Raw genomic sequence first — 19,780 nt, 5'->3', positions numbered from 1 at the left:
CACGGAGATCTGAGCATCACCACCAACCGCCACCGAGCCCACCTGAATCTGGCGGCTAACCCGGCGGTCGGCAAGCTTGGTCGGAACGGAAGGCATTCCAAGCGAAATCGCTGTCATCTGGCGAGCAACCCCAAGGTGTGTAACGAGGTCCCGAGATCGGCGGGCTCCAGCCTTCGAGATTACGGCACCCGGCACACGGCCAGCGCACCCAGCCTTTAACCTCACACGATCGGTGATAGTCGGACGAACACATCTCGCCTGGTCTTCGCCCGTTCGTGGTGCGCACGTCAACGAGCCGAAAGATCCACTGGCGACCGCTGGGCCAACGGCTCGTAAGCCCGTACCAGCTTCGCCAGGGCAGCGCACAGACACGTCCTGACAAGCGGCGGGGGCCCCGGCACTCGTAACGGGGACGGGGCGGGAGCCCGCCTGCTGCATCGCGTCTGCTCCGTCTGCCCGTCTGCTCCGGCGCTGTCGGGGCTCCGTGCGGAGCGAGGCAATCACTGGGGCCGGCGGTGGAGCTCATCGGGACCAATGCGAGCCCCGGCCCCTGCACACGCCTGCCGGTGCGCGAGCCCGGCCCCGTACGAAGCCGAGCTAGCCGCACGCGTTACCTGTCACCCTACGAAGGCCCCATCACCGCCCCGTATCGGATGTGCAACTCGGATGTGCAACCGAACCACCGGCGGCCCGTACGACCCCGTCCGGCGTTCCAAACCGGACGCTGACTCTGTCGGGGATCTTGAGGATCCCCGGCGAGGCAGCATGATCAACGGGCATGCTCGGCTCTGTTCAGGAACCGATGCAGTTGTCGAGGTGCCCGTTGTCGCTCCACGCCCGTTCTGGTGAGCAAGTCCCTTCCCTGACCGTGCAGATGGCGCGGGCGAGCAATCCGAGCGGTACAACGGCTATGTGGGTGAGAGACCACTTGGGCGGGCTGTGGCGTGACGAGGACTTCGCCGACTGGTACCCGCGCGACGGCCGCCCAGGTCTCTCGCCTGCCCAGCTGGCCACCGTCTGTGTGCTGCAGTTCCTGCTCGGTCTGTCGGACCGGCAGGCGGCCGAAGCGGTTCGCTGCCGCATCGATTTCAAATACGCGCTGGCCATGGAACTGGACGATCCCGGCTTCCACCACAGCGTGCTGTCCGACTTCCGCGACCGTCTCACTGAGGACGGCCGAGCCGACCGTCTCCTCGACCTCGCGCTCGCGCGCCTGAAGGAGGCCGGTCTCGTCCGGGAACGCACCACCCAGCGCACGGACTCCACCCACGTCCTGGCCGCGGTGCGCGACCTCACCCGGCTGGAACTGGTCACCGAGGCCGTCCGCGCCGCGCTGGAAGAGCTGGCCGGCACCGTTCCGCACCTGCTGGCCGACCTGGTCGACGAGGAGTGGGGGCGCCGCTACGGCCGCCCGGTCCGTCTGGGCAAGAACCCCACCCGCCCCAAGACCAGGATCCTCGCCACCGGCGGTGACGCCGTCCGGCTGCTGGAACACGTCGGGGAGCACGGGGCGGACCGCCTGTCCGGCCCCCGGGTCCAGGCATTGCGGCAGATCATGGTGCAGAACTACTACCGCGACGGGGCCGGCCGCCTGCGCTGGCGGACCGTGGAGGACGGCGGGCTGCCGCCCTCGGCGGTCGCGGTCGTCTCGCCCTACGACCCGACGGCCCGCTACGCGCGCCGCGGCGACACCCGGTGGCAGGGGTTCGTCGCGCACCTCACCGAGACCTGCAATCCCGACGGCGTCAACGTGATCACAGATGTGGCCACCACCGACGCCACCGGCTACGACGCGAAGGCGCTGCCCGGCATCCACACCCGGCTCAAGCATCGCGGGCTGCTGCCCGCCGAGCACCTGGTCGACGGCGGCTACACCTCCCTGGCCCATCTGGAACAGGCAGCCCGCGAACACCAGGTGACGGTCACCGGACCACTACCGGTCAACACCACCCGCCAGAACCGCAGGAACAACGGCTTCGGCCGCGACGACTTCCACATTGACTTCGACCGCCGCCAGGTCATCTGCCCGCAGGGCGAGACCAGCGCGGGATGGCACGGCCCCTACCCAGCCTCCTCACCCACCGCGGCACCTATGATCGTGGCGCGGTTCACCAAGAGCCAGTGCCGTCCCTGCCCGGCCCGCAGCCGCTGCACGACCACCGCCGACAGAGCCCGGAGCGTGGGCTTTCCCCCGCGAGAACTCCGTGACCTGCAACTCCGCGTCCGCGCCGAGCAACAGACACCCGAATGGCAGGCCCGCTACGCGGTCCGCTCCGGGGTGGAGGGCACCATCAACGAGCTTGCCCACGGACACGGCATGCGCCACTGCCGCTACCGGGGACAACGCAAAGCCCACTTACAGCACGTGTTCACAGCCATCGCCGCAAACATCGAACGCCTCAGCCGACGGCCGATTCCCGGAGAAACACCCCCGCCACGGCCGCCGACCGCCTTCCAGAACTACCTAGACCAGCACGGAATCCCCCGGCCGAGGTCTTGGCGGTCCGCCAGAGACTGAGCAGACCACCAAGATCCCCGACAGAGTCAGCGTCCGGCGTCCCAAGCCGTACGGGGCCGGTGGCGCGGTAGCACGGACCATGCCGTCGATGCGTTGTGCGCCGAGGCCCGCACCATCAGGTGATGCGTACCGGATTCACCAGGTCCGCAATGAGCACCAGCAACGTGAAGCAGATGAAGATCCCGGCCACCACGTATGCGACCGGCATCAGCTTGGCCACGTCGAAGGGGCCCGGGTCGGGGCGGCGGAAGACGCGCGCCGCCTTGCGACGTAGGGACTCCCACAGCGCGCCGGCAATATGCCCGCCGTCCAGCGGCAGCAGCGGCAGCATGTTGAACAGGAACAAGGAGAGGTTGAAGCCCGCCACCAGGAACAGCATCGTGGCGACCTGCTGCTCCGGCGGAATGTCGAGGTTGAAAACCTCGCCGCCGACGCGTGCGGCGCCCACCACACCCATCGGTGAGTCGGGCTCACGCTCGGCGTCGCCGAAGGCAGCGTTCCACAGGTCAGGGATCTTGGACGGGAGGGCGATGAGTGACTCGACGCCGGATTGCACCATGTCACCCATGCGGTCAACGGACTCGCCGAAAGACTGCTGCACGACTCCGGTGGCGGGTGCAAACCCGAGGAAGCCGGCGGTGACGTACTCGTCCTTGACGTAGCCACCGTCACCGTCGGACTTGGCGACCTTGTTCTTGATGAGGTTGGCACGCAGCGTCGTGTGCGCCCCATCCCGCTCCACGGTGATCGTCGCGGGCCCCGTGGTGTCACGGATGTCACGCTGGAGGGTCTGCCAGTCCGGCGTCGGCTGACCGTTGAAGGCCACGATCTTGTCGCCCGGTTTGAGGCCCGCTGCCTTGGCCGGGGAGTCCTTGGCGTCCTTGGGGCAGGTGTCGGTGCTGGCCGAGGCCGAAATCACACACTCGGATACGGAGCCGACGGTGGTGGTCTGGCTGTTGATGCCGAAGGCCATCATCACCCCGACAAAAATCACCACGGCGAGCACCAGGTTCATAAACGGCCCGGCAAACATCACGATCACGCGCTTCCACGGCTTGCGCGTATAGAACAGGCGCTTGTCGTCGCCCGGCTGGAGTTCCTCGTACGCGGCGGACCTGGCGTCCTCGACCATGCTGCGCCACGGCGAGGTAGAGCGCGCCGAAACTTTCCCGTCCTCCCCGGGCGGGAACATCCCGATCATGCGGATATAGCCGCCGAGCGGGATGGCCTTGACGCCATACTCCGTCTCGCCCTTTTTGCGCGAGAAGATCGTCGGCCCGAAACCGACCATGTACTCCGGCACCCGGATGCCAAACAGCTTGGCTGTTGACAGGTGCCCGAGCTCGTGCCAGGCGATGGAGAAAAGCAGGCCGACGACGAAGACGATTATGCCGAGAATCGTCATCCAGGTCGTCATGCGCGTACCTCCGATGTTGCCTTCGCCGCCCGTGCGGCCAGTTCGCGAGCGCGGGCGCGCGCCCATGTCTCCGCTTCCAGGACGTCAGCCACCGAGAGCGAGGTTCCATCATGGCTCTTTTTCACGGTTCCGGAAGCCAGTCCCTCGGAGACCACCTCGGCCACGGTGTCCACGATGCCCGTGAAGGGCAGCCGCTCGGCCAGGAACGCGTCCACGCACTCTTCGTTCGCCGCATTGAACACGGCGGGCGCCGTACCGCCGAGACCACCCACATGCCGGGCCAGGGCGACGGAGGGGAACGACTCCGTGTCGAGCGGGAAGAACTCCCAGGTAGCTGCCTTCGTCCAGTCACAGCCGGGGGCGGCGTCCGGCACCCGGTCCGGCCAGCCGAGGCCGAGCGAGATCGGCATGCGCATGTCGGGCGGGCTGACCTGGGCGAGGGTCGAACCGTCGGTGAACTCGACCATGGAGTGCACATACGACTGGGGGTGAACGACGACCTCGATACGGTCGAAGGGAATGTCGAAGAGCAGGTGCGCCTCGATGACTTCGAGCCCCTTGTTCACCAAAGTCGCCGAGTTGATGGTGACGACGGGGCCCATGGCCCAGGTCGGATGGGCGAGCGCCTGGCGCGGCGTGACAGCAGTCAGTTCCGTCTTACTACGGCCCCGGAAGGGCCCGCCGCTGGCCGTGACAACCAACTTGCGCACCTCCGAGCGGGTGCCGCCCATCAACGCCTGGAAGAGCGCCGAGTGCTCGGAGTCAACCGGAACGATCTGGCCGGGCTTGGCCACGGCTTTCACCAGCGGGCCGCCGACGATCAGAGATTCCTTGTTCGCAAGGATCAACACGCTGCCCGCCTCTAGAGCAGCCAGCGTCGGCGCGAGACCAATGGAGCCGGTGATGCCGTTGAGTACGGAGTGACATGTGCTGCCGGCGAGTTCGGTGGCAGCATCGGGTCCCGCCAAGATCTCCGGCAATGGCTCGGCGCCGTACCGCGCCTTCAGCGCCTCACGCAGCGCGGGGACCGTGTCCTGCCGCGCGACCGCGACGGTACGCACTCGCAACTGCTGTGCCTGCTCCGCAAGCAACTCCACGCGCCCGCCGGCGGCGGACAGCCCTGTGACCCGAAAGCGGTCGGGGTTACGCAGCACGACGTCGATGGCCTGGGTTCCGATCGAACCCGTTGAGCCGAGAATCACGATGGAACGCGGGTCCTCCGAACCTTTGGAGGCGTCAGTGGCAGCGGCAAACGGCTGATGCGGGGTGGCGAGGGAGTCCGTCATCCCCCCATTGTGGCTGTTCCGCTGGGGGAATTGGGTGGCACTCCGCTAGTAGGACTCTGCCATGGCGGGCAACGAGCGAACCCAACTGACGAACGGGGCACGGGGCGGCGAGGCTCGGAACTTCGGCCTGACGACGGGGCGACGGGGCGACGGGGCGACGGGGCAGGGTGGGCACGGAGTCAGGCGAAAACACTCCGTGCTCCGTGCTCCGTGCTCCGTGCTCCGTGCTCCGTGCTCCGTGCTCCGTGCTCCGTGCTCCGTGCTCCGTGCTCCGTGCTCCGTGCTCCGACAGGATGATGCCCGGTCGTCCGCGAGCATGTACGCGGGCAAGCCCAGAAGCTGAGCAAGGCAGGCAGGCGGCGCAGAGTGCATCGTTTGAGTCGAGGGGCATCGGACGGCCGGAGCAGGCCCGTACGACCGCTGTCGACCGTGTCTCCACAGGCACCGTGTTTCCACAGAGACTGCGAAGTTGAAAGAGCGGTGCCGTGAGGGCGCGTCAGCGGACCGGGCAATGCATGTTGGGCCCCCGCGGCAGCCCCGGTGTGGCGTCGGCGATCCAGGGACCGTCGTCACTGGGGTCGAGGATGCCCTCCTCCACCCCGGTGTACGTCCCCTGAGGACTTCGGAGACGATCTTGCGGTCCAGGTCGTCGGTATTGGTCCATAACCGACCGAACAGCTCCCCGACACGGATACGGGACTGGTGGCAGAAGGCTTCGGCGAGTTGGTATGGCTCGGCTCCGTGCGCTCCCTCCGTACGCAGGCGCTCGGCACGCACGCATGCCGCACTCATCGCGAACAGTTCGGCGCCGATGTCCACGATGCGCCCGCGAAAGCCTTGTTTGGTCTCCATCCGGCCTTGCCAGCGCGCCATGGCGCAGGAGGTCGAGCGGGCGAGTTTGCGCGCGGAGCGTTCCACGTAGCGCAGATGAGCGGCGAGGTCCCGGTGACCAGGCGGGTTGAAGTGTGCGTACGCAAGCAGGAGCTGCCCCGCCCCCGTCACGAGCTGCGCAAGGCAGCGGGCGTAGAAGCCACCCACCTTGGCCCCGGCCCGCGCCTTGTCGCTGAGTGACGTGTCCGGGTCGATGAGATCGCCCGCGATCGAAAGGGGCGCATCGACGGCCTCACGCGCGATGAGCAGGTGCATGATCTCCATGGAGCCCTCGAAGATCCGATTGATCCGCAGGTCACGCAGGATTTGCTTGGCGGGCACCGCACGCTCACCGCGAGCCGCCAGCGAGGGCGCCGTCTCGAAACCGCGACCACCGCGGACCTGCACGAGTTCGTCAGCCATCAGACAGCCCATCTCGGAGCCGTATAGCTTGGCAAGAGCGGCCTCGATCCGGATGTCGTTACGCTCCTCGTTGGCCATCTGAGACGACAAGTCGACAACAGTCTCCAGTGCGAACGTTGTCGCGGCGATGAACGCAATCTTCGAGCCCACCGCCTCATGCCGGGGCGATCGGTTTGCCCCACTGCTCACGCGCCGCCGACCATGCTCGGGCGATCTTCAAACACCACTTGCCCGCGCCGACGCACATGGCGGGCAGCGACAGCCGGCGGTGTTGAGGGTGGTAAGAGCAATCTTCAGACCGGCGCCTTCGGGGGCCAATCCGGTGCCCGGCGGGCACCCGTACCCGGTAGAAGCGCGTGACACCGTTCTCGATGCCGCGCAGGCCCATGAAGGCGTTCCGGTTCTCAACGGTGACCCCTTTGGCGACGGCTTCGACGACGAACGCCGTAATGCCTCCCGTGTGCCCCTCGCTCTTCGGCACCTGAGCCATGACAAAAAGAAGATCGGCGACCACCCGTTGGTCGTCCAGAGCTTCACACCGTCCAGGACGTAGTCATCGCCGTCTGCCACTGCGGTGGTCACCAACCGCGCCGGGTCAGATCCAACATCCGGCTCCGTCAACAAGAACGCGGAGATGTCGGTACGGGCGCAGCGCGGCAGGAAGGTATCCCGCTGCTCCTGAGTGCCGAAGATCTTCAGCGGCTGTGGCACGCCGATGGACTGGTGTGCGGAGAGCAGCGCACCGATTGCGGGGCTGATGGAGCCGACAAGAGCGAGGGCCCTGTTGTAGTACACCTGGCTCAGTCCGAGCCCGCTGTACTCCGTACCGATCTTCGTACCCAGGGCGCCCAGTGCCTTGAAACCGTTGATCGTCTCGTCCGGGATGCGCGCTTCGCGTTCGATGCGGGCGCTGTCGATCTGCGTTTCGCAGAAGTCGCAAACGTTCGCGAGGGAATTCCTCACCGCGCCGCGCGCTGTTGTTACTGGGGGAGGGGTAGGGATGGATGAGGTCAAGCCAAAAGGGGCCGAGGAACAACTCCTTGGCAAAGCTCGGCTTTCGCCGGGCCGTTTCCCGGGCGGCCACGCCACCTAGCGCGCTGCGCGTTCGGAGATGGACGTGGGCATTACGGATGGTGCGGTCATGGGGGCTCACCTCGCCGCGGCGTCTGGGCAGTGAATTCGACCGGCAAGAAGCCCCGGGCTGCCGCCCCGGCGCCCGCGGTCTACCGGCCGGTGCTACTGGTCCGCATGCACCCGATCCAGCCAATCTCTACCACCTCCCGCGTTGGAGCGAGGCGGACGGCGCAACGGGGCCGGAGTTGCAGCGGCCAGCCGGTGTGGGCGGCACAGGGCAGAGACATGGAGAGTGCCCGGGCACAAAATCGGCGGCGGTGAAAGTGGGACGCCGTGGGACAGGCGGGCGCTGAAGCAAAGGGGCGAGCCTCCGCGGGAGAAGCGGGACGCGGTGAGGCTGGTGGGAAGAGCGGGGCACGGGGCACGGGGGCACGGGGGCACGGGGGCACGGGGGCACGGGGGCAACGCCCAAGAACCGGGGCGGGACACGCGCCAGTGCGGCCATCGCACGGCGCACGGAGCCCGGCGCGGGGGCGGCGCAGGGCGCTGCCGCGTGCGGCCAGTCATCACGGTGAAGGGGAGCTGGGCGGCGAGCATGGCAGGGCCGGAACGCGGTATACGCGCTCCGGCCCTCTCGGGGCCCTCCTGTAACCGACCCCGCGCTCTCTGGCTCCCCGGCTTCGCAGGTGCTTTCCGAACCCAGCCCCGTGGGCCTATAGGTCGAGGCCGGTGAGAACCATCACGCGCTCGTACGTGTAGTCCTCCATAGCGAAGCGAACGCCCTCGCGGCCCACGCCGGACTGCTTGACTCCGCCGTAAGGCATCTGGTCAGCACGGTAGGAGGGCACGTCGCCGATGATGACGCCACCGACCTCTAGTGCACGGTGGGCCCGAAATGCGGCGCGTGTGTCATGCGTGAAAACGCCCGCCTGGAGGCCGTACTTGGAGTCGTTAACGGCCTCGAAGGCGGCGGCCTCGCCATCGACCTGCTGGAGCGTCAGCACGGGGCCGAAGGCCTCCTCGTAGGCAAGGGTGACACCCGCGGGGACGTCGGCGAGGACGGTCGGGGCATAGGAGGCTCCATCGCGCTTACCGCCGGCGAGCAATGTCGCTCCGCCCCGTACCGCCTCCTCGACCCACGACTCGACCCGCTTCGCGGCATCCTCGCTGATCAGCGGGCCGACCTCAGTCGTCTCATCCGACGGGTCGCCGGTGACCTGGGCCTCGACGGCGGCCACGATCTTGGGTACGAGCCGTTCATACAGCGATACGTCCGCGATAACGCGCTGGACGGCAATACAGGACTGGCCACCCTGGTAGTTGGAGAAGGTGGCGATACGGGTCGCGGCCCAGTCGAGGTCAGCCTCGGATGAGAAGTCGGAAAGGACTACGGCCGCCCCGGTACCACCCAATTCCAGGGTGCAGTGCTTGCGGGGCACCGACTCCATGATGGCGTAGCCGACCTTGTCGGAGCCGGTGAAGGAGATGACCGGCAGTCGCTCGTCCTGCACGAGCGCGGGCATCCGGTCGTTGGGCACGGGCAGCACCGACCAGGCACCCGCCGGGAGGTCGGTCTCCGATAGCAGTTCGCCAAGGAGCAGCCCTGACAGCGGAGTGGCAGGGGCCGGCTTCAAGATGATCGGAGCGCCCACGGCGATGGCGGGAGCAACCTTGTGAGCACAGAGGTTGAGCGGAAAGTTGAACGGGGAGATGCCCAGCACGGTGCCGCGCGGGAAACGACGGGTGAGCGCCAGCCGTCCGACCCCGCCGGCATCTGTGTCCAGACGCTGGGCCTCGCCGCCGTTGAATCGGCGCGCTTCCTCCGCCGCGAAGCGAAACACCGAGACCGCGCGGCCGACCTCACCACGCGCCCACTTCATGGGCTTGCCGTTCTCCGCGGAGATCAACCGTGCGATCTCCTCGGTGCGCTCGATGAGCCGCTTCATGACGTGGTCCAGGGCGCTGGCGCGCACATGCGCCGGCGTAGCGGCCAACTCGGCCTGCACGGCTACGGCCGCGGCTACGGCCTCCTCGACCTGAGCATCGGTGGGAACACTCACGGTGCCGACGAGGCGGTTGTCCCAGGGTGAAGTGACGTCGAGCGTGTCCTCGCCGGTCGTCTTGCGGCCAGCGAGCCAGAAAGCGTGAATAGCAGATTCATGGGTGACTGACACAGCGAATCCCGGCCCTTCCAAGTGATGGAGATGGTGCGGTTGGTTCTCACGGAGCGAGCACAGGCCATCCGGTGGGCGGAGCGGGGAACGCTGCTACCGACTGACCCACGCACGCCCCCGGGTGCCGGACTGGGTGACGCGGGCCTGACCGGAACGCCTGCGTCCTGGGTGAACCACTGACCGGAGTGCTGGACGCACTCTGGTCCACCGTAGAGGCGATGCCACAGCGTGGCGTTTGTCCGACCCGTAGCACTCGTCCCACTGCACGTGCCGGATTGGCACGTGCAGTGGGGCGGGAGATGCCATCACGGGTACGGCGAAGCATGCGGTGGCTGATGGACGGGGCACGAGGCAGAGCCCGGAGTAACCAACCGGGGTACGGGGACCGCACCGCACGGGGCACGGGGCACGGGGCACGGAGCACGGAGCACGGAGCAGCGGCGGGGGCAAGGAGCAGCGGGGACGAGCAAAACCCGCACCCGGCGCCTGGCACCCTTGGGTCACCACCTACCGCGCCGCCCACATGCGCTAAATGCCCATGGCTTTCAAGGCGAGCCACAGCTCCATGCGTACGTCGGGATCGTCCAGTGAGCGGCCGAGGATTTCCTCGACCCGCCGCATGCGGTAGCGCAGCGTGTGACGGTGTACGCCCAGGTCGGCAGCTGCGGCGTCCCACTGGCCGTGCCGGGAAAGCCAGGCCCGAAGGCTCGCCACCAGGTCGCCCCGGCCCGTTGCATCGTGGTCGTACAGGGCGCGCAGCAAACCGTCAGCGAAGGCCCGCACCGCGTCGTCGGCGAGCAGCGGCAGCACCGATCCCGCGGCGACCTGTTCGTGCTCGACAAGTACCCGACCACGGCGCCGGGCCACGGACAGCGCCTGCTCGGCCTGACGGTAAGCAGCGGCAGCGGCGATGGGGCCCGCGGGAGCGGAGAGGCCGATAACGAGGCTGTCGTCTGGGTCGGAGCCGCTGCGGTCGCGGGAACGTGCCGTGCCGCCCCGGCGCGCCTCCACCGCTTCGGCGTACTCCGCGCACGCTTCGACGGCTGTTCCACCATCAGTAGCGAGGACGATGAGTCTCCCGCCGTCGGGAACGATCAGCACCGCCTCCCCCGAACGCGCGGCCGCCGCCTCGACGGCATCCACGAGGGAGCCCAACGGATCGGCCGGCACCAGCGCCGCAGCGCCGCCAGGCAGCACCGGCACGGAGGCAGGCGACTGAGGGTGCGGGGCGGGGCGGGAGGAGCCGCCCGCAGACGACACAGCGCGGGAAGACGCAGCCTTGCTGGGCGCAGGGCCGGTCTCTCTGGTACCGGCGGGCGCAGCGACTGGTGCAGGCGCCGTATGCCCCGCAGCCGGAGTTGACGAGGCAAGCGGCGCGACGGCGGTCGCTTTCTGGGCCCCGTGGGCACGGGGCCCAGACGGAGCAGTGTGATGGGCGTGTTGGTTGCCGGGCGTTACCTCGGCAACCAACACGCGGAAGGGGGCGTCAAGCAGCCCGCCGTAGAGTTGCCCAGTCACGGCCCGCGCATGGTCGGGTTCGCCAGCGAGCAACATGCGTAGGACGGCCGCTCCGAGCCGCTGCTCGGCCTCGCGCAGTGCGCGGGAGCGTTCGGTGGTGAGGGTCAGCAGGGCTACGGCGGAGTGCACGGCGTAGCGTTCCGCGGTGCCTAGCGGCGCCCCCGTCCCTACGGCCAGGACGCCCCGTGTACGGCGCCCGATACCCAGCGTTTGCAACTCCACCCGGTCGGCCGCCGCCTCTTCGTCGCCGTCCATTCCACTGCCCCCGACGACGGCGCTGGCGGGCGCTGGCCTCGCCCGTAGCCGCTCGACTTCGCCGGTGAGCTTGGTCGCACGGCGCGCAGCCCAATCGGGTGCGCAGCCAACCAGCGTCCCGGAGGCGTCGTAGAGCGCTGCCCAGCCGTCGAGGTGGGCGGCGAGCCTGGCCAGCAGCGCCGTGGCGCCCTCGGCACCGAGTGCGGCGCGGGTGAGTTCGCGCTGTGCCTCGAAGCCCGCAGTCACGGCCCGGTACTGGTCGGCGGCGATGGCGGCCGAGACGGCCTTGCTAATCGCGATGAACGGGGTGCGGCGCGGCACTCCAAGCAGCGGCAGCCGGGCCTCTTGGGCGGCCTGGACGAGGGCTGCAGGCGCCTGCTCGTAGTTGACACCGATCGCGAAGCCGAGACCGACGACCCCCGCGTCTACCAGCCGCCGCACGTAACGGCGCATCGCCTCCGGCTCCTCGGCGTCCAACTTCATCGCGGTGATCAGCAGCAGCTCACCGCCGTCCATATACGGCACCGGGTCGGGCAACTCGCTGACATGTGCCCAGCGCACGGGTGCGTCCAGCCGGTCTTCACCCGCAAGTACAGTCAGCTTGAGAGTGGAGTGGTGGACGAGAGAGGCGAGCGTGGGAGGCATGGCACCTTCGTTGCGGCTTCGGGCGGCTTCGCTTCGGCGGGGACGCGAGGAGTGCGCCGTCCCGTACGAACGGCTCTTCCCGATTCTGCCTCAATGGAGGAAATCGCAGGAATCCCGTTTGGGCTATGGAGCAGGCGCGAGGTTCACGTGGCGCTCGCCCGACGGCAGTAGTGCTCAGCCGCCCAGCTCGACCAGCACTGGTGGAGCGCTACGGCCCCGTACGGAGGTGAGGGAAAGCACGGCGTGCCCGGGCGGCACGGCGTGGGCCAGTTCGGACGCCGACCAACGTTCTCGCTCCACTTTCCGTACGGTCACCGACTGGGCGGTCGCGGCCTTGCCCGTCGCCACACTGCGGATGAAGTGCAGCACCTTGGTGAGCGGCTCGTCGGAGATGATCTGGCGATCGGTGACGTCGCGTGTCTCCACCCACTCCTTGCCCCACACCTCGGCGAATCGCGCCCCGTCCCATGTCGTCAGCCCGGCATAGGCCATCCGGCAGCCCACGGTACCGAGCAGGGCACTGCGTAGGCCCTCGGGTACGTCATCAAGGGTACGGAGCGTGAGAACGGCGCCCGCGTTGGCGGAGCGTAGACGCTGGATGCCGCGCAGCGCCTCGGGAGTAACGGCGTGCGAGGCGTCATCGAGGATGAGGCAGGCGAACAGCGATCGGTCGGTGCGGCTGACGGCGCTCTCGGTGAACTGAGCGACGATGAGGCGGGCGAGCATCCGGGAGGCATCGGCGTAACCCCGTTCCGGAAGGTCGATGCGCACCCTCAACGGGTGCTCCAGGGCGCGCAGCGAGAAGGGGCGGCTGGCTCCGTCGGTCTTGAAGAAGTCGGCGAAGGCCGGCCGGTCCAGCAGAGCAAGCCGTTCGGCTAGCAGTGCGCCGATGTCTCCGGGGCGCGCGGCCTGCCGCTCACGCGTGTCGAGTTCCCGCGCCTGCGCCTGCTGCCCGGTCGCGTCGAGCACCTTACGGAGCGCAAGCCATGCCGGGGCGAAACCCTCCAGCAGTTCGCGTAGCTCGGGGACGGAGGGGTAGCGGCCATGAGCGGCACGGAAGGGACCGACGAGCTGGGCGATAGCCGTAGCCGCACGCTGGCTCTCCCCGCCGGGCAATGTAAGGCTCAGGTCGCCGAGCAGCGCCTCGGCAAGGATGCCGCCCGCCTCGTCGGCGTCTACCGCGCCACCATAGAGATCGAGGTCGTACGCCGAGTCGGGCCGACCGATCTTCACCACGACGTCGAACGCTTCATCCGGCCCCAGCCCTGCGCCCGCCGCCCCAACAGCCACGACCGCGACTTGTCCGGCGAGCGCTTGCAGACACAGCGCCTCCACCACGGGGCCCACCAGGCGCGCCGTCTTCCCCGACCCGGGCGGCCCGACCGCCAGCAGCGACGTACCCAGCACGTCTGGGTCGAGAGCCAGGCCCACGCCCCGGTGCTGGTAGGGGTTGCGCAGATCGTCAACGGCCGTGCCCAGCCGAACTTGGCACGTGACCATGTCGTGGTGCGCGCTCCGCGCCGGCAAGTCGCGCGCCCCCGAAGGGTGTGCGCATGCCGCAGCACCGTGCCGCAGCACCGTGTCAACGAAGGCCGGCATCCGGCTGGGCTGGGCACGCACGGACTTCCAAGCCTGCGCGAGACGGGCGTGGTCCACGTCATTCATGAGCCCGGCCCGCGCCTCGTACGCCAACCGCTCGGCAGCATCCCGCGCTCCGGCCTGCCGCAATTCGGGCCATTCGGCAGGATCGGATTCCAGGTCGGCTGGGGGGCGGGTGGGGTTGGTGTTGCGTTCTTGTACGTGGCGGATCAGGGGGGCCAGGAGGCGGCGGGCTAGTTCGGGCCAGTGGCCCATCTTGCCGAAGGCGGCGAAGATGCCACCACCGATCAAGTATTCGTAAACCCGGACCATATTGACGTAGGCCTGGTTATCAAATTTGCCGCTCTCGTCCCGGTACCACGAATCAGGGGTGAACTGCTCGAATGGCCACATGTAGAAGTCACCGAAAACGGCGGTAATGATCAATCTCCACAGTAACCAGGCACACAGCCCAGCAATCAGCGCCCCGCTCACCAGCCGCCGCGTAGGAATCCGATCCGGCTCCTCCGCAGGTTTGGGCCGGTGACCGTAAGCCCAGATGCCCGGCTCGGTGACTCGACGCGCCGTGCGGAGCCACTGAAGGAATGGATGCTGCTGCACCGACGGCACGTCAGGGGCGCCAGCCGGAGCCGGCGGCATCGGTGGCAGTGGCAGTGACGGTGGCACGATATTCGGCAGCCCTCCGGGGTAGGGCTGGCTCGCGCGGTTCGGCGATGGTGGCACGGCACCGGGCGCGGCCCCCGGCAGCGGCGCGGGCAGCGCTGCCGGAGGCATGGGCGCGCCTTGCACCCACTGCGACGTGTCGGCCTCTCGGGGCGGGCGCCACGGCTGCCCCGGGTCACGCGGTGGGTCGGAGGCACGCGAAGACTGCGGGGGGACCACAGGCGGCGGCGGCACTGCGGGCCCCGTCCCCGGCCCCGGCCGCCATGGGGGGGCCACCGGAGCATCCTGTGCCGCCGGCGCCCCTACCGGGCCAGCGGGCGAAACGGGGGGCCATTCGCGGTCGGCCGGGCGCGGCACGGCATCCCGTCGCATGCCACGTGCGTCGTAGGTGCCTTCGGTGTCCATCCGCTATCCCTTGCCCCTGACCAGCCCTGCCAACTACCCGAACTCACTACCCCGCTTAGCCGCCCGGGCCACGCTTCCGGCGCGTAGCCCACCGGACGTCGGCCACGCCACCGTCCCCCATACCGCAACCACGCCACGGTCTCGGGGGCCATGCGGAACCTCGACCCGGCGACCACCGCAACCAGACTGTGCACGACCTGCGATCGCGCCAAACTTCGGTGGGCATTTGCCGCGGCCAGGCAGGCCCCGCCTGCCCCGCCGACCTTGTGGCCGAAGCATGCGCGCTCCGTGTCCCGGCTCTGTGCCCCGTTTCCCATTCCGCAGTCACCCCGTGGACCGCGCGCCAGGGCCCCGGCACCGTGCCCCAGGCCACGCTCCGCGCTGCCATTCGCCGATGCGCGCCAGCCCCCGTACCCGTCAGTGCGCCAGCACCAATCCCAGCCCGCACCCGACGCCAAGTCAGCTCCATGGACAGCCCTTCGCCGCTTCGCCGCGGTTCAATCTAGTGTCCCCACGCCGGGAGTGCCTCGTTCCTGCCGGGGGCTGCGCCGTTCGCGCCGCTATGTCCCAGCCTCACGCTATGTCCGCTGCGGACAACGCAACACGCGCACTTCTCCCGAACGGAACATGCCCGGGCATTGGCGCCACCCCTAGCCTGCGACGTAAAGCCCCGCATTCCCCTGCGTACCCCTGGAGCGCCACATGACCGAATTGTCCGGAGGCCCCTCCCTCCCCCAGAAGCGCCGTCTCGTCACCGCGATCCCCGGCCCGAAGTCCCAGGAACTGTTGGCTCGTAAGAGCGCGGTGGTCGCCAGTGGTGTCGGCAGCGTGATGCCGGTCTTCGCCGCTCGCGCGGGTGGCGGCGTCATCGAGGACGTGGACGGCAACTCGCTGATCGACTTTGGCTCCGGCATCGCCGTGACGTCGGTCGGTTCAAGCGCCGAGGCGGTCGTACGCCGCGCCTCCGCGCAGCTCGCCGACTTCACCCACACCTGTTTTATGGTGACGCCGTACGAGGGTTACGTCGCCGTATGTGAAGAGCTCGCCAAGCTGACACCTGGTGACCACGCGAAGAAGTCGGCACTGTTCAACTCCGGCGCCGAGGCTGTAGAAAACGCGGTGAAGATCGCCCGCGCCTACACCAAGCGTCAGGCGGTCGTCGTCTTCGACCACGGCTACCACGGCCGCACCAACCTCACCATGGCGCTCACCGCCAAGAACATGCCGTACAAGCACTCCTTCGGGCCCTTCGCGCCGGAGATCTACCGGGTTCCGGTCGCCTACCCCTACCGCTGGCTGACCGGTGCCGAGAACTGCGCGCAAGAGGCCGCTGACCAGGTCATCGACATGATCAGCAAGCAAGTCGGGGCAGAGAACGTGGCTGCCATCGTCATCGAGCCAGTGCTCGGCGAGGGGGGCTTCATCGAGCCCGCCAAGGGCTTCCTCCCGAAGATCGTCGAGTTCGCGAACAACAACGGCATCGTCTTCGTCGCGGACGAGATCCAGTCCGGCTTCTGCCGAACAGGCCAGTGGTTCGCGTGCGAGGACGAGGGGATCGTGCCCGACCTGATCACCACAGCCAAGGGCATCGCGGGCGGCCTGCCGCTTGCCGCGGTCACCGGCCGCGCCGACATCATGGATGCGGCGCACAGCGGCGGTCTCGGCGGTACCTACGGCGGCAATCCGGTGGCTTGTGCCGCGGCCCTCGGCTCGATCGAGACGATGCGCGAGCTCGACCTCAACGCGCGAGCACGGCGCATCGAGGAGGTTATGAAGGGCCGACTCGGCTCGATGCAGGAGAAGTACGAGATCATCGGCGACGTTCGCGGCCGTGGCGCGATGATCGCCATCGAGCTGGTGCAGTCGGGCTCCAAGGACCCGAACCCGGATGCCACCAGCGCACTGGCCAAGGCTTGTCATGCCGCCGGTCTCGTGGTCCTCACCTGCGGTACGTACGGCAATGTGCTGCGCTTCCTGCCGCCACTGGTCATCGGCGAGGACTTGCTGAACGAGGGCCTCGACCTCCTAGAGGAGGCCTTCGCCCGGTTGTGACAGCGCCCGCAGGACCACCGTCGAACCCCGGCCCTGTCCCACTCAGCGCAGCGCACCGTCGCCGCCTCCCTCAACCTCGTCTGGCACCGTATGGGGCCAAGCGGGGAGCTAAGCGGTCGTGAGGCCCGTACGGAGCCGACTCGGCCCCGCGGACGGAGCCTGGCCCGTACTACCGCGCTGGCGTGGCGTTTATCGCGCCCACCGCCGGCCCTCGCCCGGGACGCTGAGGACCAGAACAGGCCTTCGCAGGGACAGGAACGGGGCCAGGGCATGGGAGTACAGCGCGGCGCGGAAAGACGAGCACACCTCGTGAAGAAGATGTGCGAGAGCAATGTCGGACGAGTGATCCAGCTATCGGCCGTCTCCCTCCTGGCGTACGGTTCCCGCAGATGAGAGAAACACCCCGCTCGCAGGAGACTGCGGGCGATGCCGGGCCGGTGCATCCCACGCCCCGTTCCGGCCGCGCCTTGGCGCACACCACTGGAGTCTTTGGCTCTGGATCTCCTCACCGATCGGATGGCCGCCCGCCCCACACCCCCCGGGGCGCGCGGCGCCCCGGTCACTCCGGCGGCCCCGGAACCACCCCCCTTGTTCCGGGGCTGCCCTTCCTCGGTTATGCACTCTTTCTCGTATTCGGCGCCGCTGCGCTGCTCTTCTCGACCGTCACCTGGCAGGTAGCCGCCGACGGTCCATTGCGCACCGTGGATGAGCGCCTGGGTCGCTCCGTGGTGCGGCATGGAGCCGTGCCGTCAGGGTTCTCCACCTCGTCCGTTGCCGAGGCCATCGCCGAGTTCTGTGCCGACCTGGGCAGCATCGTGATCGTGGTGCCCGTACTCGTGGTAGCGATGGGGTACGGGGCATGGTGTGGCCACCGGGCCAGGGCCCGTCTTTGGTGGCTGCCGCCACTGGCCGCCGCGGTCGTGATGGGCGCCGTACCCGCGCTCGTCGCCCCACTGAAGGCCTGGCTGCAGCGGCCAGGACCGGACGGCACTCCCTTCACCAGCGGGAACGGCTACTACCCTTCCGGCCACGCGGCCACAGCAGCCGTCGGATACGGCGCGGTCTTCCTCCTCGCTGTCTTCGCGCGCACCGTCGCTCGCGCTAGCGCACCGCGCGGGGCGCCGGCCAACGCGTCCGCGAAATCCCCGACAAGGACCGCCGACTCCTGCCGCCCCGTCATGTGGCGATGGCTGCTGGCCGGGTTGATGTGCCTGAACCTGGCCATTGGCCTGGGCTTGGTACGGCGCGGCTACCACTGGCCGCTGGATGTGTTGGGCAGTTGGTGTCTGTCTGCTCTGCTGCTGGGTTGCGTCGTCTGGTCGGTACGCCGAGCGCTCACCGTCAGCCGCCCTCCCCAGGGGCCGGCTCAGGACTCGCCGCCTCACGCATCGCCAACTCCAGCGCCGCCGACCCGATAAGCGTGCCGGAGCCGTCCGGAGGATTGATCCACCGAACACCCCCCGTCGCCCGCCCCGGGTAGGGCACCACGAGCCAGGCACCGTGCCCCACGCCCCGTACCCCGGTAGCCACCCACCGTGTGGCGGTGCCCGGCGGCACGAAGAAACCCACCTGCGAGTCGCTGAAGTCGGCCAGCACCGGGCCGAGCCGCTCCACACTGCGACTCAGCATGTCGAACGTCGGGCCGCCTACCTCCCCCGACATGATCAAAACATCCCAAAGCCGGCCCGCGGGCAACAGCGCCACCCCTAACGGGTTGCGCTCCCAATCCGCCAAGCAAGCCTCGGGGTCGGATGCCGCCGATGCCAGCCACCGAACGGAACTCCTCGCCCCCGCGTCACTCATGCCCTCTGCCTCTCCCTCTCGTCGTGTCCGCGTAGTCGTGCGCCTCACGGGAGAGAAGAGGGTCCTGGCCATTCCTTACTCAGGTTGCGGCTACCAATCGGTAGTGATGCGGGTTGCAGCCTCGGGCGATGTGCCGTGCGCAAGTAAGGAGACGACAGTGGCGGACGGTGAGGCCCGGGCCCCGCCCCGTCCGCCACTCCTGCGTCGCATGGGCCCCGTGCCCCGTGCCCCGTGCCCCGTGCCCCGTGCCTCCTGCCCCACACGCAGGCCCAAAGGCCGAGCCAGCGCAAGTGGCGCCGCCTCCCGCTTTCTGTGCGACGAGCCCCTCTCAAGCTGCGGGACCAGCGAGCGAAGTGCCCTGCCTCACGACCGGTGCGGTCACTGCGGAAGGCTAAGTTCCACGCTGCTGCCGAGATTGTCCGCATGGCGCTAACGAAGACCAGCCCCGACACGGTGAACGAGCACAGCGGGCCAGGGACTGTGGCGGAATTGGTGAAGCGGGCGGCGGATGGAGAACGCTTCGAGTACGTCTGTTTCTGGGGGCACCAACCACGTCGAGACGGCACCGTGGGCGCCGAGCGCTTCAGTCAGTGGTGGCCTGCCCCGTTCACGATCGACGAGGTCGCTTACGCGACGGCTGAGCACTGGATGATGGCAGGCAAGGCCCGGCTGTTCAGTGACGCGGAAGCGGAGCAGCGGGCAATCGGCGCAGCCCACCCCGGGCAGGCCAAGAAGGCAGGCCGCTCAGTACGAGGCTGCAACGGGGCTGTCTGGCACGAGCGACGCTTCGAGTTGGCCGTCCGGGGAAGCGTCGCCGAATTCGAGCAACATCCGGCGCTGCGCGACTACCTGTTGGGGGCAGGTACGCGTGTCCTGGTCGAGACGAGCCCCGTAGACCGTGTATGGGGCATCGGGCTGGCCGCCGCCGGCGATCGCACGGTAGCTCCGGAGCAGTGGCAAGGACTCAACCTGCTGGGCTTCGCCTTGATGGAGGCGCGCCACCGCCTGGCGTAAGTGCAACGGGCCGGGCGGTTCCCTGCTCGGAGCACAGAGCGGCGCCAGGCAGCGGCCCCCTCAG

Annotated in this window: 10 protein-coding genes and 2 pseudogenes; 4 read left to right on the top strand and 8 right to left on the bottom strand. The window is 68.6% G+C overall.

Annotation, left to right across the window (positions count from 1 at the left end; translation table 11 throughout):
- Positions 1–117, bottom strand: a pseudogene (locus tag FHS42_RS14860) (flavodoxin-dependent (E)-4-hydroxy-3-methylbut-2-enyl-diphosphate synthase); the annotation flags it as partial.
- A 793-nt stretch (positions 118–910) separates the two neighbouring features.
- On the opposite strand from FHS42_RS14860, the gene FHS42_RS14855 reads away from it, so the two are divergent.
- Positions 911–2,518: an IS1182 family transposase gene (locus FHS42_RS14855; RefSeq protein WP_246494740.1), complete on the top strand. Its 1,608-nt coding sequence runs from the start codon at positions 911–913 to the stop codon at positions 2,516–2,518.
- Between the two features lie 115 nt (positions 2,519–2,633).
- Here the strand turns inward: FHS42_RS14855 and FHS42_RS14850 are convergent, their stop codons facing one another.
- From FHS42_RS14850 to FHS42_RS14825, 6 genes and pseudogenes are all read right to left on the bottom strand, one after another.
- Positions 2,634–3,935 carry a M50 family metallopeptidase gene (locus tag FHS42_RS14850; protein ID WP_184572661.1) on the bottom strand — a complete coding sequence of 434 codons (1,302 nt, stop codon included), beginning with the start codon at positions 3,933–3,935 and terminating at the stop codon, positions 2,634–2,636.
- A complete protein-coding gene (gene dxr, locus FHS42_RS14845) occupies positions 3,932–5,221 on the bottom strand; it encodes a 1-deoxy-D-xylulose-5-phosphate reductoisomerase (RefSeq protein ID WP_184572660.1) in 1,290 nt (429 codons plus the stop codon). Before dxr ends, FHS42_RS14850 begins: the two co-directional genes overlap by 4 nt.
- Before the next feature lie 496 nt (positions 5,222–5,717).
- Positions 5,718–7,639: pseudogene (locus FHS42_RS14840) on the bottom strand (acyl-CoA dehydrogenase family protein).
- Positions 7,640–8,301: 662 nt separating this feature from the next.
- Complete coding sequence (locus FHS42_RS14835) at positions 8,302–9,762, bottom strand: aldehyde dehydrogenase family protein (protein ID WP_184572659.1); 1,461 nt, start codon at positions 9,760–9,762, stop codon at positions 8,302–8,304.
- 528 nt (positions 9,763–10,290) lie between these two features.
- A complete protein-coding gene (locus FHS42_RS14830; protein ID WP_184572658.1) occupies positions 10,291–12,180 on the bottom strand; it encodes a PucR family transcriptional regulator in 1,890 nt (629 codons plus the stop codon).
- A 174-nt stretch (positions 12,181–12,354) separates the two neighbouring features.
- On the bottom strand, positions 12,355–14,553 hold the full coding sequence (locus FHS42_RS14825) for a type IV secretory system conjugative DNA transfer family protein (RefSeq protein WP_376772596.1): 2,199 nt from the start codon (positions 14,551–14,553) through the stop codon (positions 12,355–12,357).
- Between the two features lie 996 nt (positions 14,554–15,549).
- Here FHS42_RS14825 and gabT point away from each other — a divergent pair.
- Both gabT and FHS42_RS14815 read left to right on the top strand, forming a co-directional pair.
- Positions 15,550–16,899, top strand: a complete 1,350-nt coding sequence (gene gabT, locus FHS42_RS14820) for a 4-aminobutyrate--2-oxoglutarate transaminase (RefSeq protein WP_184572656.1) — start codon at positions 15,550–15,552, stop codon at positions 16,897–16,899.
- Between the two features lie 389 nt (positions 16,900–17,288).
- Positions 17,289–18,317, top strand: a complete 1,029-nt coding sequence (locus FHS42_RS14815; protein WP_184572655.1) for a phosphatase PAP2 family protein — start codon at positions 17,289–17,291, stop codon at positions 18,315–18,317.
- On the opposite strand, the gene FHS42_RS37040 is transcribed toward FHS42_RS14815, so the two are convergent.
- Positions 18,241–18,702: a hypothetical protein gene (locus FHS42_RS37040; RefSeq protein WP_246494738.1), complete on the bottom strand. Its 462-nt coding sequence runs from the start codon at positions 18,700–18,702 to the stop codon at positions 18,241–18,243. The genes FHS42_RS14815 and FHS42_RS37040 overlap by 77 nt on opposite strands.
- Before the next feature lie 423 nt (positions 18,703–19,125).
- Here FHS42_RS37040 and ybiA point away from each other — a divergent pair, with 423 nt between their 5' ends.
- Positions 19,126–19,716, top strand: a complete 591-nt coding sequence (gene ybiA / locus FHS42_RS14810; RefSeq protein WP_184572654.1) for a riboflavin biosynthesis intermediates N-glycosidase — start codon at positions 19,126–19,128, stop codon at positions 19,714–19,716.
- Positions 19,717–19,780 lie beyond the last annotated feature (64 nt).

This window comes from Streptomyces zagrosensis, from assembly GCF_014203645.1.
GTDB classification, from domain to species: domain Bacteria; phylum Actinomycetota; class Actinomycetes; order Streptomycetales; family Streptomycetaceae; genus Streptomyces; species Streptomyces zagrosensis.
This window is presented reverse-complemented; position numbering and strand designations above follow the sequence as displayed.

Excerpts from the sequence above, each read along its gene's own strand:
- FHS42_RS14825 (WP_376772596.1), bottom strand. The coding sequence starts at position 14,553 with ATGCCTCCGGCAGCGCTGCCCGCGCCGCTGCCGGGGGCCGCGCCCGGT.
- FHS42_RS14830 (WP_184572658.1), bottom strand. The coding sequence starts at position 12,180 with ATGCCTCCCACGCTCGCCTCTCTCGTCCACCACTCCACTCTCAAGCTG.
- dxr (WP_184572660.1), bottom strand. The coding sequence starts at position 5,221 with ATGACGGACTCCCTCGCCACCCCGCATCAGCCGTTTGCCGCTGCCACT.
- ybiA (WP_184572654.1), top strand. The coding sequence starts at position 19,126 with ATGGCGCTAACGAAGACCAGCCCCGACACGGTGAACGAGCACAGCGGG.
- FHS42_RS37040 (WP_246494738.1), bottom strand. The coding sequence starts at position 18,702 with ATGAGTGACGCGGGGGCGAGGAGTTCCGTTCGGTGGCTGGCATCGGCG.
- FHS42_RS14815 (WP_184572655.1), top strand. The coding sequence starts at position 17,289 with ATGAGAGAAACACCCCGCTCGCAGGAGACTGCGGGCGATGCCGGGCCG.
- gabT (WP_184572656.1), top strand. The coding sequence starts at position 15,550 with ATGACCGAATTGTCCGGAGGCCCCTCCCTCCCCCAGAAGCGCCGTCTC.
- FHS42_RS14850 (WP_184572661.1), bottom strand. The coding sequence starts at position 3,935 with ATGACGACCTGGATGACGATTCTCGGCATAATCGTCTTCGTCGTCGGC.
- FHS42_RS14855 (WP_246494740.1), top strand. The coding sequence starts at position 911 with ATGTGGGTGAGAGACCACTTGGGCGGGCTGTGGCGTGACGAGGACTTC.